Annotated in this window: 13 protein-coding genes; 6 read left to right on the top strand and 7 right to left on the bottom strand. The window is 52.7% G+C overall.

The annotated features are described in order from the left end of the window. Nucleotides 1-73: 73 nt before the first annotated feature. Nucleotides 74-1,663: an STY4199 family HEPN domain-containing protein gene (locus N7268_RS04375; RefSeq protein ID WP_260861902.1), complete on the top strand. Its 1,590-nt coding sequence runs from the start codon at nucleotides 74-76 to the stop codon at nucleotides 1,661-1,663. Between the two features lie 30 nt (nucleotides 1,664-1,693). On the opposite strand, the gene N7268_RS04370 is transcribed toward N7268_RS04375, so the two are convergent. Further along, entirely contained in the window at nucleotides 1,694-3,343 is a 1,650-nt protein-coding gene (locus N7268_RS04370; RefSeq protein ID WP_260861901.1) for an alpha,alpha-trehalase, read from the bottom strand. Nucleotides 3,344-3,768: 425 nt separating this feature from the next. On the opposite strand from N7268_RS04370, the gene N7268_RS04365 reads away from it, so the two are divergent. Then, nucleotides 3,769-5,163, top strand: a complete 1,395-nt coding sequence (locus N7268_RS04365; protein WP_260861900.1) for a cytochrome-c peroxidase — start codon at nucleotides 3,769-3,771, stop codon at nucleotides 5,161-5,163. A 62-nt stretch (nucleotides 5,164-5,225) separates the two neighbouring features. On the opposite strand, the gene gorA is transcribed toward N7268_RS04365, so the two are convergent. Both gorA and N7268_RS04355 read right to left on the bottom strand, forming a co-directional pair. Next, nucleotides 5,226-6,578 carry a glutathione-disulfide reductase gene (gene gorA / locus N7268_RS04360; RefSeq protein WP_260861899.1) on the bottom strand — a complete coding sequence of 451 codons (1,353 nt, stop codon included), beginning with the start codon at nucleotides 6,576-6,578 and terminating at the stop codon, nucleotides 5,226-5,228. Nucleotides 6,579-6,649: 71 nt separating this feature from the next. Then, nucleotides 6,650-7,492 (bottom strand): 23S rRNA (adenine(2030)-N(6))-methyltransferase RlmJ, encoded by an 843-nt coding sequence (locus tag N7268_RS04355; RefSeq protein ID WP_198907014.1) that lies wholly within the window; start codon nucleotides 7,490-7,492, stop codon nucleotides 6,650-6,652. Between the two features lie 214 nt (nucleotides 7,493-7,706). Between N7268_RS04355 and prlC the strand changes: the two genes are divergently transcribed. Together prlC and rsmJ are read left to right on the top strand one after the other, a co-directional pair. Beyond that, nucleotides 7,707-9,749 carry an oligopeptidase A gene (prlC, locus tag N7268_RS04350; RefSeq protein ID WP_260861898.1) on the top strand — a complete coding sequence of 681 codons (2,043 nt, stop codon included), beginning with the start codon at nucleotides 7,707-7,709 and terminating at the stop codon, nucleotides 9,747-9,749. A 134-nt stretch (nucleotides 9,750-9,883) separates the two neighbouring features. After that, nucleotides 9,884-10,636: a 16S rRNA (guanine(1516)-N(2))-methyltransferase RsmJ gene (gene rsmJ, locus N7268_RS04345; protein WP_260861897.1), complete on the top strand. Its 753-nt coding sequence runs from the start codon at nucleotides 9,884-9,886 to the stop codon at nucleotides 10,634-10,636. A 51-nt stretch (nucleotides 10,637-10,687) separates the two neighbouring features. Here rsmJ and N7268_RS04340 read toward each other — a convergent pair whose 3' ends face one another. Next, complete coding sequence (locus N7268_RS04340; RefSeq protein WP_260861896.1) at nucleotides 10,688-11,887, bottom strand: NAD(P)/FAD-dependent oxidoreductase; 1,200 nt, start codon at nucleotides 11,885-11,887, stop codon at nucleotides 10,688-10,690. A gap of 231 nt (nucleotides 11,888-12,118) precedes the next feature. Here N7268_RS04340 and N7268_RS04335 point away from each other — a divergent pair, with 231 nt between their 5' ends. Then, complete coding sequence (locus N7268_RS04335) at nucleotides 12,119-12,622, top strand: RrF2 family transcriptional regulator (RefSeq protein ID WP_260861895.1); 504 nt, start codon at nucleotides 12,119-12,121, stop codon at nucleotides 12,620-12,622. Nucleotides 12,623-12,706: 84 nt separating this feature from the next. Here N7268_RS04335 and dtpB read toward each other — a convergent pair whose 3' ends face one another. Further along, nucleotides 12,707-14,179 (bottom strand): dipeptide/tripeptide permease DtpB, encoded by a 1,473-nt coding sequence (dtpB, locus tag N7268_RS04330; RefSeq protein WP_260861894.1) that lies wholly within the window; start codon nucleotides 14,177-14,179, stop codon nucleotides 12,707-12,709. A gap of 293 nt (nucleotides 14,180-14,472) precedes the next feature. Beyond that, entirely contained in the window at nucleotides 14,473-14,910 is a 438-nt protein-coding gene (uspA, locus tag N7268_RS04325) for a universal stress protein UspA (protein WP_003023368.1), read from the bottom strand. Nucleotides 14,911-15,303: 393 nt separating this feature from the next. Here uspA and uspB point away from each other — a divergent pair, with 393 nt between their 5' ends. Then, nucleotides 15,304-15,639 (top strand): universal stress protein UspB, encoded by a 336-nt coding sequence (uspB, locus tag N7268_RS04320; protein WP_003023371.1) that lies wholly within the window; start codon nucleotides 15,304-15,306, stop codon nucleotides 15,637-15,639. A 62-nt stretch (nucleotides 15,640-15,701) separates the two neighbouring features. Here uspB and pitA read toward each other — a convergent pair whose 3' ends face one another. Then, on the bottom strand, nucleotides 15,702-17,201 hold the full coding sequence (gene pitA / locus N7268_RS04315) for an inorganic phosphate transporter PitA (protein ID WP_260861893.1): 1,500 nt from the start codon (nucleotides 17,199-17,201) through the stop codon (nucleotides 15,702-15,704). Between the last annotated feature and the right edge of the window lie 123 nt (nucleotides 17,202-17,324).

The following is a 17,324-nucleotide window of genomic DNA, read 5'->3' as shown; positions in this document are numbered from 1 at the left end:
CTGTGCCACTTTATAAAAAGAGAAACAAATACCATCGTGAAGTCGCACTTTTGCGGCTCTTTTAGGGATGATAATGACCAGTAGCGCGTTGCAGGCGACATGTACGCCATTTGAACACTGTTTGGGGATTATTCGCCAGGCGTCGGTGGAAATCTTGTTGTTGTTAGGTGTACACGTCGCAGAAGGTAAAGATCCTCGCTGGTTTCTGGAGCAACTCGACCAGGCCCGACTCAATTTGGGTGGGTGGGGCGCCGTGGCCAGACGCTTGCAAATGAATGATGCGCAATTAAGCCAGTTCACCCTGCGGTTACGCCATCTTCAGCAGAATGTGCCCCAGTATGAAAGTGGGCAGGAGGTCAGCGAAAATCAGCTGATTTCTGCGCTGCGCTTCGTGGCCTCGCTGGAACATTTACGCCAGCGACAGCCGCTGCTGAACTATCAGACCGACATGGAAAGTGCGGAGCCGGATGCGCAGATGCGGGCGCAACGCCAGCTTCGTGCTATCGAGTTAACGCTAAAAGGGCTGATTGCCCGCGTATGGCCAGACCAACACCCGCTAAACAGCTTCCTGAAACAACACTTTGGTGCGGATCGCCTACGCCGCTGGCTCAAGCTGGCGGAAAGCCGTGATGCGCTGGACGGCATGTTGTTTAGCGAACTGGCGTTGATGGTTGTTGATAAGAAACTCTTTGTGCGCCACTTTACCCAGATTTTTAACGATACCTCGGTGCTCACGCTGTTTGTGGAGCCGCGTCTAACGTTGCGTATGTTTCTGGATGATTGCCGACTGGCGAGAAACAGCCTCATTGCCCAGCAGCCGCTGACCTCTGTACAGTTCATGTTGCTAAATTTCCAGTACCGACAAATTACGCATCCGGTGCAGCGGGCGTTTGAAGAGCGGCGCACACGTGTTAATCCCGCATCGTATCTGGAGTCTGAGACATCTCTTGTCCATCAGTTCTGGGAAGCGGCAAGGCAAAAGGACGAACAGGCCGGCGGAGATAAACAGGAAATTGCTGACAGTATCGATCCGCCGGATAAACGGGCGCAGCGGACGGCTGAAGAGCGTGAACAACTGATTTCCGGCATGTTATGGGTTGCTGTCGGTGTGATGGTGCTGGTGATATCACTGGGCGCATTCTGGTTATTCAACACCCCTGCGCCGCCCGCTCCTTCGGGACAATCAATGGAAATCGTGCAGGAAGAGCCGCGGCGTGATGCGCCATCAGCCCGGGAATCGGTGACCCGAATGGGCATTACCTGGGATGCTTTTAACATGCGGGCCGCTATCGATCGTAACGATACCCGCGTCACGTCACTGTTCCTGCAGGGCGGTATGGACTGGAAGCTGGCGTGGACGGAACAGGCATTCGCGGCGGGCAATACTGATGTACTGAAACTTCTGCTGCGTTATCCCTCGCAGATGGATGAGGCTAAACCTTGCCGACGCTTTATGAGCACCGTGAGTCACGCGATGTCGAATGGCGCCTCGCTCACGTCGCTGCATAAAAGCTATCTGCAAAGTTTTTGCGCGGTACCGGAAGTGATTGCGCGTCAGCAGTATGATGCCAAACAGGCGCAACGACGCGCCCGTGCGGAGCCAAGCGCAGAGAACAAGAAATGGCAGAAAATCCATACTGCGCTGTATGACGCGATTAACTGACTGCCTGACGTGTATCAGGCAGCCTGACCGCTACGGTTCGCCATACAGACCGATTAACCGGCGTACTACGCCATTGGTCCAGCCAAAGCCATCCTGCAACGGATATTCCCCGCCGCCACCTTCGCGCGGCGTGCCGTCTGCGATGTGGTATTTCTCGATTAGCTTGTGGTGCTCCTGATAAAAAAGATTGACGGTTTTTAGCCAATTACGGGCAATTTCATCCCCCAGATGGTCATCGCCATACAGTTTGAATCCCTGAATGGCCATCCACTGCAACGGAGCCCAGCCGTTAGGTTTATCCCACTGCTCACCGGTTTCATACTCTGTCGCCATAATACCGCCGGGCGTGAGCAAACGGCTGCGAACGGTGTTTGCGAGCCGGTCGGCCTGTTCATGGGTCGCCATACCGACATACAGAGGGACGATACTGGCGGCAGAGAAGAGGGCCATTTGTTCGCGACGCCAGTCGTAATCACGGTAGCAGCCGTTTTCATCGTCCCACAAATAGCGGTTCACCGCGGCGCGGCGATCGCTGGCTTTCTGGCGAAACAGCGCTTCGGTTTCCCGTTCGCCTTTTAGCGCAGAAATGTTGGCGATAGTGCTTTCAAGCTTGTACAGGAAGGCGTTCAGGTCGATTGGGATAAACTGAGTCGTGCGAATACTGGCAAGGCGACCCGCGTCGCGAAGCCAGCGTGACGAGTAATCCCAACCGGAAGACGCGCCGGCACGCAGATCCCGATAGACCTCATTGGGAGGGCGACCTGAATGCTTGGCGGTCTCTACATCCTCGATCCACGACTCATCGCGGGGGGTATCCCTGTCGTCCCAGTAACGGTTAAGCAAGGAGCCGTCCGGCATTCTGATGACGTGGCGGTACGCCTGGTTGAGCACCAAAGAATCGGCGCCATCCATCCAGAAGGCATACTCCATTTTTAGGTGATCCAGGTAACGACGTGCGCCGCGCACGCCATCTTCTTCAAACAATTCCACCATCAGGGCAAAGACCGGTGGCTGAGAGCGACTCAGATAGTAAGTCCGATTGCCGTTCGGGATGTGGCCATAGTTTTCAATCATCCAGGCAAAGTTATCCGCCATGCATTTCAGCAGATCTTCCCGGCCACTTTCTGCCAGACCTAACATGGTGAAGTAGGAATCCCAATAGTAGGTCTCGCTAAAACGTCCGCCGGGCACAATGTACGATTGCGGTAACGCCAGTAGCGAGGACCAGGGAATGTGATCCTGCGGTTCGCGCGTCAGTACTGGCCACAGTTGGTCGATATGTTCTTTCAACGAGTTATCCGGGTCGGAAACATATTCACTGGAGGGCGTTTCCGGTAGCCAGAAATGGTTCTCGACAAAGCGTCGCAAATCAAAATCACGGTGACGTCTGACCTTGCGGTAACGGATCAGAATGTCCAGGGGATCCATTTTGGGGGCGCAGTCGGGGAAGGTTTTACTGTCGGCAAACATTTTTGACGACTGGACGTGCTCGAACAGCTCAAGATAGCGATCGGCTGGCGTCAGGGCGTCAGATGCGGGTAACCCTTCAATCATTTCGGGCTCGGGCTCTGCCTCAATCATTTCATCCAGCTTTAACTCGCACGGATCCATTTCATAAAGCAGATCGACGTCGATCGTGAGTTCTTCTGAAGGGGCGTGGGGGTGTTTCTGGTTGAGCATAATGAGCAAGACCTCCGGTAGAAGTTGAGAGAATAAGGCTATTGTCCGGCTGTCTGTTAAGCGTAGACATTCGCTTCGGTATCGGGTGAGTAAAACGTGCGTTCAATCACGTTTTTATGGTTTTTAAACCAAAGGGAATATTTCTATCTTAATGATAAAAATGAATAATTTTAAATTATGCGATGCTGAAGCGCTTTCATTTTCAGAACATTCAGTTGCAACGATATGTGAACAGAAATACGCAACGGATTCTGCAGATAATAGGCGCAGGCTATTCTATCGATAGTTCTTGCCCATGTAATTGATTGATACTTATCAAAATAGTATCCCCCTTATTTCCTATGATGGTCAGGTCTGAAAAAGACTGCGCATTAATTATTCTAATTTTCTGGGTCACAATAACTCACAACGGTGAGGGTAAAATAATGAAAATCATTACCCGTCTTACCGCGATTGCCATAGCTGGCATCGTGATTTGTTATTTTGGATTATCCGGTTATGTGTGGTATCACGATAATCAACGTAGTAAACAGGCTGATGTTCAGGCCTCTACACTGGAAGACAATAATAAAGTATTAGGGTTTTTACGCGAAAAAGGATGCGATTATTGTCACACGCCTTCGGCGGAATTACCTTTCTATTCTTCTTTTCCGGTCGCTAAACAGTTGATGAACTACGATATTCAACTGGGATATAAATCTTTCAATCTCGAAGCCGTACGTGCGGCGCTGGTCGCGGATAAACCCGTTTCGCAAAGCGATCTCAATAAGATTGAATGGGTCATGCAGTACGACACCATGCCGCCGACACGTTATACCGCGCTGCACTGGGCCGGTAAGGTGAGTGATGCGCAGCGAGAAGAAATTCTTGGCTGGATCGCGAAACAGCGTGAACAGTACTACGCCAGTCGTGATACGGCAACGCAGCATCGTAATGAACCTGTTCAGCCGATTCCCGAAAGCCTCCCGACCGACGCCCGAAAAGTGGCATTGGGCTTTACGCTGTATCATGACCCGCGTATTTCCGGTGACAGCACGATTTCTTGTGCTCATTGCCACGCCCTGAATGCGGGGGGTGTGGATGGCAGAAAAACGTCAATCGGTGTGGGTGGTGCTGTGGGGCCTATTAATGCGCCAACGGTATTTAACTCGGTATTTAACGTTGAGCAATTCTGGGATGGTCGAGCGCCAACATTGCAGGCTCAGGCAGGTGGTCCACCGCTGAATCCCATTGAAATGGCATCGAAATCCTGGGATGAAATTATCCAGAAGCTGGATAAAGACCCGGTGTTGAAGCAGGAATTTATCGCGGTCTATCCACAGGGATTTAGCGGTGACAATATTACCGATGCGATTGCTGAGTTTGAAAAAACGTTGATTACACCCAATTCGCCGTTTGATAAGTGGTTACGCGGTGATGAAACGGCGTTAACTGCCCAGCAAAAACATGGCTATCAGTTATTTAAGGAAAATAAGTGTGCGACCTGCCATGGCGGTATTATTTTGGGTGGGCGTTCATTCGAACCTTTGGGTTTGAAAAAGGACTTTAATTTCGGTGAAGTGACCGCTGCAGATATTGGTCGTATGAATGTCACCAAAGAATTACGTGACAAACTGCGCCAGAAAGTCCCTGGATTACGTAACGTGGCACTGACTGCGCCTTATTTCCATCGGGGTGATGTTCAGACGCTCGACGGTGCGGTAAAACTGATGTTGCGTTTTCAGGTCGGCAAAGAACTTCCGCAGGAAGATATCGACGATATCGTGGCGTTCCTGGAAAGTCTAAACGGGGTTTATACGCCGTATATGCAGAATAAGTAATTACACGTGCGAAAAAAACCGCCCACGGTTAGCTTATGGGCGGTTTTTTTATTGCCGTGCGATTAACGCATGGTCACAAACTCTTCTGCTGCCGTCGGGTGAATGGCAACGGTGTTGTCGAAGTCTTTCTTGGTTGCGCCCATTTTCAGCGCCACCGCGAAGCCCTGCAACATTTCATCCATACCAAAGCCGATACCGTGAATACCGACAATCTTCTCTTCCGGACCCACGCAAACCAGCTTCATACGGCACGGCTGACGATGCGTTGTCACCGCGGTGTACATTGCGGTAAACGATGATTTGTACACTTTCACCTGGTCATCGCCATGCAGTTCACGCGCTTGCTGCTCGGTTAAACCTACAGTACCGATTGGCGGGTGGCTGAAGACCACGGTCGGGATGTTGCTGTAGTCCAGATGCTCGTTCGGCTTGTTGTTAAACAGGCGCTCAGACAAGCGACGGCCTGCGGCAACGGCAACAGGCGTTAATTCAACGGCACCGGTGTTATCACCCACAGCGTAAATACCTTGTACGCTGGTATTCTGGAATTTATCAACGACGATGTAACCTTTTTCATTGGTTTTCACGCCGGTTGCCGCCAGGTTGAAATTGTCGGTTGCCGGTTCGCGACCAATCGCCCAAATCAGGCAATCGACCGTTTCGCTACGACCGTCTTCCAGTTCAAGAGTCAGGCTGCCATCGGCATTTTTAACCACCGCTTTGGGAATCGCGTGGGTATGCAGAGTTGGGCCTTCGGTGTTCATCACCTCAACCAGCGTTTCGACGATCATCGGGTCAAAGCTGCGCAGCGGCGCGTGCTTACGCACAAACAGATGCGTTTGGGCTCCCAGCCCGTTAATCACGCCCGCCAGTTCAACGGCGATGTAGCCTGCGCCGACGACCGCAACGCGGTTCGGCAGAGCCGGTAACTCAAAGAAACCGTCGGAATCAATGCCGTATTCCACACCGGGAATATTCGGATGGCTCGGACGACCGCCGGTCGCAATCAGAATATGATCGGCAGTAATGGTTTCACCGTTGACTTCAATGGTTTTAGCATCAACGAAGCGGGCAAAGCCTTTGATCACATCAACGTTATTTTTGCCCAATACGTTGTCGTATGACGTATGAATACGATCGATATAGGCCGTGCGGCTGGCGATCAGTTTGTCCCAGTCGAACTTATTGATGGTGGTGTCGAAACCGTAATCGGGGCCGTACATGTGAATCGCTTCACGGATCTGTGCAGCATGCCACATCACTTTTTTCGGTACACAGCCCACGTTGACGCAGGTGCCGCCCAGCTCTTTGGCTTCAATCAACGCGCATTTCTGGCCGTACATTGCGGCACGGTTAATCGATGCAATACCGCCGCTGCCGCCACCGATAGCGATGTAATCATAATGCTTAGTCATAGCTTTTATCCTTAATCGTTCATTGCCGCGATTGTATACCTGAAATCAAAAGGTTCCACCGATGGCTGCGATTACTCCGGTACGATCCAACTGACGGAAGTATGCCCGATTCCCGTCGGAACCAGTTTGCTGTGCAGCCAGGGCAGCACGCTGTTCATCTGCTGTTCCAGCTTCCACGGTGGGTTAATCACAATCATACCGGAAGCCGTCATGCCGCGCTGATCGCTGTCCGGGCGCACTGCCAGCTCAATCTGCAGGATGCGGCGGATGCCGGTATCTTCCAGGTCGTGCACCATGCGTTTGATTTGCTGGCGCAAGACCACCGGATACCACAGCGCATAGGTGCCGGTCGCGAAGCGTTTGTAACCTTCGCTAATACCGGTAACCACCGCCTGGTAGTCGGTTTTAATCTCGTAGGGAGGGTCGATAAGGATCAGCCCGCGACGGGAAACCGGCGGTAATTTCGCTTTTAACTGCTGGTAGCCGTCGGCTTTTGCCACGCGCGCACGATCATCTTTCTGGAACTCGGCACGCAGCAACGGGAAATCGCTTGGGTGCAGTTCGGTTAATTGCAGGCTGTCCTGTTCACGCAGTAACTGACGGGCAATCAGTGGCGATCCCGGGTAGTAGCGCAGTTGGCCGCTACGGTTGAAGTGTTGCACCACGCCAATGTAGGGTTCCAGCTCGGCAGGTAAATCGTCCTGCTGCCAGATACGGGCGATGCCTTCCAGGTATTCACCGGTACGTTCTGCATGTTCACCGCTCAGCTGATAACGCCCCGCGCCAGCATGGGTGTCCAGATAGAGAAACGGTTTTTCTTTCTCTTTGAGTGACTCGATGATCAGGCTCTGAACCGTATGTTTAAGGACGTCGGCGTGGTTGCCAGCGTGATAGCTGTGGCGATAACTGAGCATGGGTAAACGTGTTCCAGGTTATAAACGTAGGCCCGATAAGCTTAGCGATATCGGGCGAAAATAGAGCGTATCGCCACAGTATACAGAAAAGTCGTCACGGCCGCGAAAGCGCAACGCCTGGCATTGAAATCCTCTACACTTAACCCCATTCTACAAATAATATGTACAGCGCCGGATACGCGCTTCATTCACTCTTTTCAACAGGACCGCGCTAATGACCAATCCATTGCTGACTCCCTTCGAACTGCCGCCGTTTTCCAAAATTCAGCCTGAGCATGTTGTGCCTGCCGTGACTAAGGCGCTGAACGATTGCCGCGAAAACGTTGAGCGTGTGGTTGCGCAGGGTGCGCCGTACACCTGGGAAAATCTCTGCCAACAGCTGGCGGAAGTGGACGACGTCCTGGGGCGTATCTTCTCCCCGGTAAGCCACCTGAACTCGGTAAAAAATAGCCCGGAACTGCGTGAAGCTTACGAACAAACGCTGCCTTTGCTGTCTGAATACAGCACCTGGGTTGGGCAACACGAAGGCCTGTACAAAGCGTACCGCGATCTGCGTGACGGCGATCATTACGCCACCCTGAATACCGCCCAGAAAAAAGCCGTAGATAACGCGCTACGTGATTTTGAGCTTTCAGGTATCGGCTTGCCGAAGGAAAAACAGCAACGCTATGGTGAAATTGCGACCCGCCTGTCTGAGCTTGGCAACCAGTACAGCAATAACGTTCTCGACGCCACTATGGGCTGGACGAAATTAATTACGGATGAAGCGGTACTGGCCGGAATGCCTGAAAGCGCGCTGGCTGCCGCGAAAGCGCAGGCAGAAGCCAAAGAGCAGGAAGGTTATTTGCTGACGCTGGACATCCCGAGCTATCTGCCGGTGATGACCTACTGCGATAACCAGGCACTGCGTGAAGAGATGTACCGCGCTTACTCCACTCGCGCTTCCGATCAGGGCCCCAATGCCGGTAAATGGGACAACAGCCCGATCATGGAAGAGATCCTCGCGCTGCGCCACGAGCTGGCTCAACTGCTGGGCTTTGACAGCTACGCCTTTAAATCACTCGCCACCAAAATGGCGGAAAACCCGCAGCAGGTGCTCGACTTCCTGACCGACCTCGCCAAACGCGCGCGTCCGCAGGGTGAAAAAGAGCTGGCTCAACTGCGTGCTTTTGCGAAAGCCGAGTTTGGCGTTGATGAGCTGCAGCCGTGGGATATCGCGTACTACAGCGAGAAACAAAAACAGCACCTGTACAGCATCAGTGATGAGCAGCTGCGCCCGTACTTCCCGGAAAACAAAGCCGTAAACGGTCTGTTTGAAGTGGTAAAACGCATTTACGGTATTACCGCGAAAGAGCGCACTGACGTTGATGTCTGGCACCCGGAAGTCCGTTTCTTTGAGCTGTATGACGAAAACAATGATCTTCGCGGCAGTTTCTATCTTGATCTCTATGCGCGTGAAAACAAACGTGGCGGAGCGTGGATGGATGACTGTGTCGGTCAGATGCGTAAAACCGACGGTTCGTTGCAAAAACCGGTCGCTTACCTGACCTGTAACTTTAATCGCCCGGTCAACGGCAAACCGGCGCTGTTTACGCATGACGAAGTGATCACGCTGTTCCATGAATTTGGTCACGGTCTGCACCACATGCTGACCCGCATCGAGACCGCAGGAGTTTCCGGCATCAATGGTGTGCCATGGGATGCGGTCGAACTGCCGAGCCAGTTTATGGAAAACTGGTGCTGGGAGCCGGAAGCACTGGCGTTTATCTCCGGTCACTATGAAACCGGCGAACCGCTGCCGAAAGAACTGCTGGATAAGATGCTGGAGGCGAAAAACTATCAGGCGGCGCTGTTTATTCTGCGTCAACTGGAGTTCGGTCTGTTCGACTTCCGTCTGCATGCAGAATTTAACCCGCAGCAGGGAGCCAAAATCCTCGAAACGCTGGCGGAAATCAAAAAACAGGTTGCCGTGGTGCCAGGGCCATCGTGGGGCCGCTTCCCGCATGCTTTCAGCCATATCTTTGCTGGCGGCTACGCGGCGGGTTACTACAGCTATCTGTGGGCTGACGTACTGGCGGCAGATGCTTTCTCCCGCTTCGAAGACGAGGGGATTTTCAACCGTGAAACCGGGCAGTCGTTCCTCGATAACATCCTGACGCGTGGGGGTTCAGAAGAGCCGATGGTGCTGTTCAAACGCTTCCGTGGTCGCGAACCGCAGCTGGATGCGATGCTGGAGCACTACGGGATCAAAGGCTAATTTACCCGTCATACTTCAAGCTGCCTCTTCGGCAACTGCACTCACTCACCCTGGTTACGTACCACTTGTACGTGACCAGGGATTCGTTCCTTTGTTGTCTTGATGCAACTCGAATTATTTAGGGTAAAGCGGAAATGAAAATCTGCTTAATTGATGAAACGGGCGCCGGAGACGGCGCCTTATCTGTTCTTGCCGCCCGCTGGGGGCTGGAGCAGGACGACGACAACCTGATGGCGCTGGTGATGACATCGGAACATCTGGAACTGCGCAAACGTGACGAGCCAAAGCTTGGCGGCATTTTCGTGGATTTTGTTGGCGGGGCGATGGCGCATCGCCGCAAATTTGGCGGCGGTCGCGGTGAAGCGGTGGCAAAGGCGGTCGGCATTAAAGGCGACTATCTGCCGGATGTGGTGGACGCGACGGCGGGGCTGGGACGTGATGCGTTCGTGCTGGCATCTGTCGGTTGCCGCGTGCGGATGCTCGAGCGCAATCCGGTTGTCGCAGCCCTGCTCGACGATGGTCTGGCGCGTGGCTATGCTGACCCGGAAATCGGCCCGTGGCTGCAGGAGCGATTACAGTTAATCCACGCCTCCAGCCTGACGGCGTTAACCGATATCACGCCGCGCCCGCAGGTGGTCTATCTCGACCCGATGTTCCCGCATAAGCAAAAAAGCGCGTTGGTCAAAAAAGAGATGCGCGTGTTTCAGTCGCTGGTGGGACCGGATTTGGATGCTGATGGTCTGCTGGCTCCTGCGCGTCAACTGGCCACCAAACGCGTGGTGGTGAAGCGCCCGGACTACGCGCCGCCGCTGGCGGATGTCGCGACCCCAAACGCAGTGGTGACCAAAGGACACCGGTTTGATATTTATGCCGGAACGGCTGACTGAGCTGACTGAATAGCAACGCCGGATGGCGTTGCTATCTGACGATACACGGTTCTACACAAACGGCGCGTACGGATCTGCCATTTCAAATGCCGCCGCTCTTTCTGCCTTCGGCGGGTAAATCAGTTCGCTGGTGATCGACAGTTTCAGTTTCTTTGCCTCGGCGCGCGTCAGTTTCACCTGCTGGTCCCAGCCTTCGGTATACACCGCGCCCCAGGCACCGAGATCCAGACAGGTGACATACATCTCCTGGCGATAGGGGAAGGGCTCAACATTCAGCAGGCTGGCCGCCGCGTTATTACCGGCAAATTTACCCAGCAAAATGGCGTGCTGGCAGGTCATTAAGGCGTGATTGCCTTTATCATCGGTAGCGGCGTAGGCCACATCACCGGTGGCATAAATATCATCATGCCCTACCACCTGAAGATGTTCATTCACATGCAGACGACCCTGGCGATCCCGCGGGGCGTCGATCTGCGCGGTTAAACGGTTTGCCTGAACGCCGACCGTCCAGATAACCGTCTGCGACGCGAGGGTTTGACCGTTCTTCAGCGTCACGCCGGAAGCATCCACGCTTTCGACTTCTGCATTCATCAACCACTCTACCCCCAGATCGGCAGAGGCTTCAGCAATGACATCGCGTAGTTCCTGGCTCCAGCGCGCGCCGGGCTGTGTACCGCGCTCAACTACGACAACTCTGGTCTTAGCATCTGCGCCGAGAATGTCACGCAGACGCCCCGGTAACTCCAGCGCCATTTCGATGCCGGTAAAGCCACCGCCGCAGACGACTACGGTATTGCGCGCCTCGCATTCCGGCTTATGCGCCAAATCTTTCAGGTGTTGCTCCAGTACGGCTGCGCTCTCCAGTTGATCGAGATCGAAGGCGTGTTGAGCGGCTCCGGCGACCCTTTCCCGGTTTACCTGACTGCCGCTTGCCAGAACTAGTCGGTCGTATCCGAGCAGGTGTGTTTTGCCCTCGGTGTCTGTCCAGCTCACCTCTTTTGACTGTACAAGCAGTTGCGTTACGGTGCCGCTCAGAAAGGTAATACCGGTCACGTCAAATAGCGGTTGCAGCGGCGCGACCAGCGTCTGAACGTGATTTTCATAGAAACGCGGGCGCACGCGTAACTCTGGCTGAGGTGCAATAACCGTAATCTCAATAGGCTGCTGATGTTTGTCCGCCAGGCGCGCGGCGCTCAATGCTGCCCACATACCGGCAAAGCCAGCGCCGACGATCAGAATTTTTTCACGCATTGGGTTTTTCTCTCGGGTAACTACGATTTATTTACTCGGATTTTATTGGTCGTAGTTATTAAATGCAATGTGATTTGCAAAATGCACGGGCGTGATAGCACTGGGTTTAAATTATCTGTTTGATATTTATATAATTAAATTTTTATCTGTTGTCAGAATATATACGCGTTGTGGCAAGGGTAAGCTGAAAAAGCTACAATAACTCAGATTTGATTTGACCGAGATAAGAGAATGGCATTCTACAGTTCCGGGGTTGAGTACGGCATCCATAGCCTGATGTGCATGGTGGACAGCAAAGGTGATGCTCGGGATATGAGCGTGCGTGAAATTGCCGAGCTGCAAAGCGTACCTTATGACTATCTGGCAAAAGTCTTTACCCGTTTATCGAAAGCGGGCCTGGTGCGTAGCATTGAGGGGAAAGGCGGCGGTTTTCAACTGGCGAAACCGGCTGAACACATCACGGTACTGGATGTGGTCAATGCCATTGATGGCGACAAGCGCATTTTTGAATGCCGTGAAATCCGTCAACGGCTGGCGGTATTTGATGAGCAGCCACCTGAGTGGGCGTGTGAAGGGATTTGTGGCGTGCGATCCGTGATGGATTTGGCGCAGCAGAGGATGGAAGAGGCGCTGGGTCAGCACACCATTCTGGATTTGGCTCGCAAGATGTACCGTAAAGCACCAGATACCTTTGTGGTCGAAGTGCAGGAGTGGATCGACTCGCGCAAAGGTTAACCGCTGAATATGCCCGAAGGCGCAAGGCTCATCGGGCATATTGGTTGGCCGGGGAAGGTGGTGGCCACCCTCCGGCACTAAGAATTACTGTTCGGTATCAGGCGTATTAATCATACGGTTCAACCACGGCACCATAATTGCCATCACGATGGTGACTGCCAGCGTGACCAGCCCGATCTTGCTGAATACGTTGGTGTAGATAGGCAGTGTCTGCAGCGGGTCGGTGATGTTTTCCGGTACCGCGGTGAATGTGGCGACGTAGCCGCCCATCAGGAAGGCTGCCGCCTGGGTCAGGAACCACATCCCCAGAATAAAGCCCATCAGGTGCTGTGGCACCAGCGCGGCGACCATTGCCAGCCCCAGGGCGCTAATCAGCAACTCACCCAGGCTCTGGAACAGATAGACCAGCACGATAAACCACGGTGACGTCAGACCTTGCGCATCGGCAAACCACATACCCGCGGCTGCGGCAGTCAGGAAGCCCAGCGAGCACAGGAACATGCCAAGCGTAAACTTCATCGGCATGGTCAGGTCTTTGCCTTTGTTACCCAGGCGAGTGTAAATCGATGCCAGTACCGGGCTGGCAAGAACGACCCAGAACGGGTTCAGTGCCTGGAAGCTCACCGGGTTGATAGCGAAGCCGAGAATCTCATGGTGGACGTTATTGATAGCAAAGAAGTTCAGCGACGTCGGCATCTGGGCATACAGAACGTAGAACACCACCGCTTCCAGCATCAGGATAAAGGCCACAAACATCTTATTGCGCCCGGTTTTATCCAGTTTGAATGCCTGGCGGAAGAAGACGATGGTGACCACAATCGACAGGCCAATCAATACCAGGTTAGCAATCTGAACGTTGTGCATCAGCCAGGCGCACAGGAATATCATCACCACCGTACCAAGCAGAACATAGAGCAGGTTACGGAATACCAGCGGTTTATGATCCGGCTCAGAACCGATGTTCTTCACCATTCCGCGGCAGGCAAAATAGACCAGCAGCGCGACGATAAGGCCTGCGCCACACAGGTTATAGGTCACCGCATAGCCAAACTTATCGGCAATCACCGGCGCCAGCGAGAGCGACAGCAGCGAACCGATGTTAATCGACATATAAAACAGGGTGAAGGCACCGTCCAGTCGGGCATCTTTCGGGGGATAGCATTTTGACAGCAGGCTTGCCGGGTTCGCTTTAAACAGCCCGTTACCGACGGCAATGGTGCCCAGCGCGATAAAAATCAGATCGGGCTTAAGCAGTGACATCCCGGTCATGAAGTAGCCAATTGCCAACACAATAGCGCCGAGAACCAGCGTACGTTTCGTGCCGAGCAGGTGGTCGCCAACATAGCCGCCAATGGAGATCAGACCGTACACTAACGCTGCAAATGCGCCGAAAGTGATAAATGCCTGTTCCTGAGAGAACCCGAGTTGCTTAACGAAAAATACCGCCAGGATACCCTGAACGCCGTAATAGCCAAATCGTTCCCATAATTCTACAAAAAAGATCATGAAGAACGGACGAGGTTGCTGCAGCAAGCCCGTAGGTGCAGTTGTATTCATATTCCTTCGCCTTTCAAAGCCATCCCGAAAAGTATGAACGCGTATGCCAAAACGCGCCGAAAAAGTCTCTTTTTGTTATAGACTGCGGCTATTGCCCGCGAGGGTAGATTATTATAGAGATGGTTTTCGATCCAATTAGTTGATCACACTAATTATGATTTATTTGTTGGATTGATGTACTGAGGTGTGTTGATTTGTATGAAAAGCACCAAAAACAAAAACGCCCGCACAGGCGGGCGCTTACAGGCGTTACTGTTTGCTGCGAGCCGGGTTATCCCCCGGCGGCAAGCATTTTATGCTTCTTCGTCGTCACGCAGCGGGACAATCAACATGTCTACGTGGACGGTGTTGATCAGTTGGCGTGCGGAGGACATCAGCTTGCTCCAGAAGTCCTGATGATGACCACAAACGACCAGATCCATGTCGTATTTTTTAATGGCATCAACCAGAACCTGACCCAGGTCGCCGCTACCGCTCAGGGTTTCGGTGATGGGGTAGCCTGCATTGGTGGACAGCTCGGTTAACGCGTGGTGAGTTTCTTCAGAAATACGTTTCTGCATATCGCCCAGATTTACGTCGATTAACCCGGTGTACAGGTCGGAATAGTTTACGTCAACGTGGATAAGGGAGACTTTTGCATTGTAAGGCCGCGCCATAGAGACCGCTTTTTCAACCAGAACTTTGCTTTCCGGAGAAAGATCAACCGCGATAAGAATGTGTTTGTAAGCCATAGTGTTACTCCTTCCATAAGTTGTCGATGACTAGCCTGCTGGCGATTCTCTGCCGCCGCGTCATCCGCGTCCTGCGAACGTTATGCGCGGGGCTAGCCCAGTCGTAAAGACGTACCATTTAAGGACTATCCTTACATTATAGCGACCGGGATAATCCGTCAATCCGCCTTGATTGCCAATCAGTTAAACAAATTTTTCAGTTAATTGCATTGATAGCGATTAACCTTCTGGCAAAAAAATTAACTAATCTCCTACACTATCTAGAGAGGCGTTCGGAAACGAGACATAAACACGAGCGCTTTCGGTAGTACTCTTCACTGAATGATTTGGTAGGGTATCGGGGAGCGGTAGTCCCGGAGAGGAGTTCCGTGGGCGGGTCGCCGGGGAGGGGGTATGATAAGCACCATTGCGTTGTTCTGGGCTTTATGTGTCGTTTGCATTGTTAATATGGCGCGTTATTTTTCTTCGTTACGCGCACTGTTAGTGGTACTTCGTGGTTGCGATCCATTACTTTACCAGTATGTCGATGGCGGAGGCTTTTTTACCTCGCATGGGCAGCCTAACAAGCAGATGCGTCTGGTGTGGTATATCTACGCTCAGCGTTACCGCGATCATCATGATGATGAATTTATTCGCCGCTGTGAGCGGGTTCGCGGTCAATTTATTCTTACCAGCGCGTTATGCGGCCTGGTATTGATCAGTATGGTGGCGCTCATTATCTGGCACTAACCTTACGACAGACATAAAAAAAGCGGGCCGTTTGTTGGCCCGCTTTTTTATTGCACATTCGCTTAGATAAGCTTCAGGGAGAGCCAGTACAGCACCCCAGAAAGTATAATCGCTGCAGGCAGGGTGAAGACCCAGGCCATCAGAATGCTGGTCACCGTTTTACGCTGTAAACCGCCACCGTCAACAACCATCGTCCCCGCAACAGAAGAGGAGAGAACGTGCGTGGTGGAAACCGGCATACCGGTGTAACTGGCGAGACCGATAGAGACAGCGGCAGTCATCTGTGCCGACATACCCTGAGCATAGGTCATGCCTTTCTTACCGATTTTCTCACCGATTGTTGTTGCCACGCGACGCCAGCCAATCATCGTACCGCAGCCCAGAGCCAGAGCGACAGCCATGATGATCCACACCGGAGCGTACTCAATGGTGCTCAACATGTCGGTTTTCAGTTTCTTCAGCAGACGCTGATCGTCGCTGCTCACGCCAGGCAGTTTCACGACTTTATCGGTCGTATCGGAAATGCACAGCATAATGCGACGCAACTGGCTACGCTGCTCAACGCTTAACTTGTCGTAGGTTTCCAGATTCGCCAGCATACCTTTCGCACGATCAAGCGCGTTGATGGTATTCGCCGGGTGACAATGGAACTCTGCCGGTGTCGTTGTGCCCGTGTCAGTCGGAGACGGAATCAGCTGATCGACGCCAGTGGCCTGCTTGAGCAGGTCAGGGCGTTGCTGGAAGTAGGTTTCGACGTTATTGATAGCATCGCGAGTACGGGTAATTTCGTAACCGGAAGCATTCATATTAACCACGAAGCCCGCAGGCGCTACGCCAATCAGAACCAGCATGACCAGACCAATGCCTTTCTGACCGTCGTTAGCGCCATGAGAGAACGCCACGCCGATAGCGGAGAGGATCAGTGCGATACGTGTCCAGAATGGCGGTTTTTTCTTGCCGTCTTTCTTTTCACGCTCAGCAGGTGTCAGGTGAATACGCGCCCGTTTTTTGGTGCCGCTCCAGTAGCGACGCAGCAAAAAGATCAGACCGCCAGCGAACACCAGGCCGACAATAGGGGAAATGATCAGTGAACCGAAAATGTTAATGACTTTCGGAATGTTAAGTGCGTCCACCACTGACGTGCCGTTCATCAATGCATTGGTTAAACCAATACCGATAATCGCGCCAATCAGCGTGTGAGAACTGGATGCCGGCAAACCAAAGTACCAGGTACCGAGGTTCCAGATAATAGCCGCCAGCAACATGGAAAACACCATGGCGAGGCCATGTGAAGATCCCATGTTCAGCAGCAGGTCTGTCGGCAGCATGTGCACGATGGCATAGGCTACACTGAGACCACCCAGCAAAACACCAAAGAAGTTGAACAATGCAGCCATGACAACCGCCAATTGCGAACGCATTGCACGGGTATAAATCACGGTTGCGACAGCATTGGCTGTGTCATGGAAGCCGTTAATTGCTTCGTAGAACAGCACGAAAGCCAGAGCAAGCAATAGTAAAAGCCCGGTATGTAAATCCAGGCCAGCAAACAAATGTAGCATAGGACGTTACGCCATTTTGAGGACATGAACGCGGCGCATTATCAGTGACTTTGGCGGCGCGGGCAAAGTGAAATATAGAGTTTTTTTGATTTGTCTCCTGCTTTGTTTTACACCACTAAAGAA

It is taken from the genome of Citrobacter sp. Marseille-Q6884 (genome assembly GCF_945906775.1).
GTDB lineage: Bacteria > Pseudomonadota > Gammaproteobacteria > Enterobacterales > Enterobacteriaceae > Citrobacter.
The sequence above is the reverse complement of the archived record's forward strand: the minus strand, read 5'-3'. Positions and strand labels throughout refer to the sequence as shown.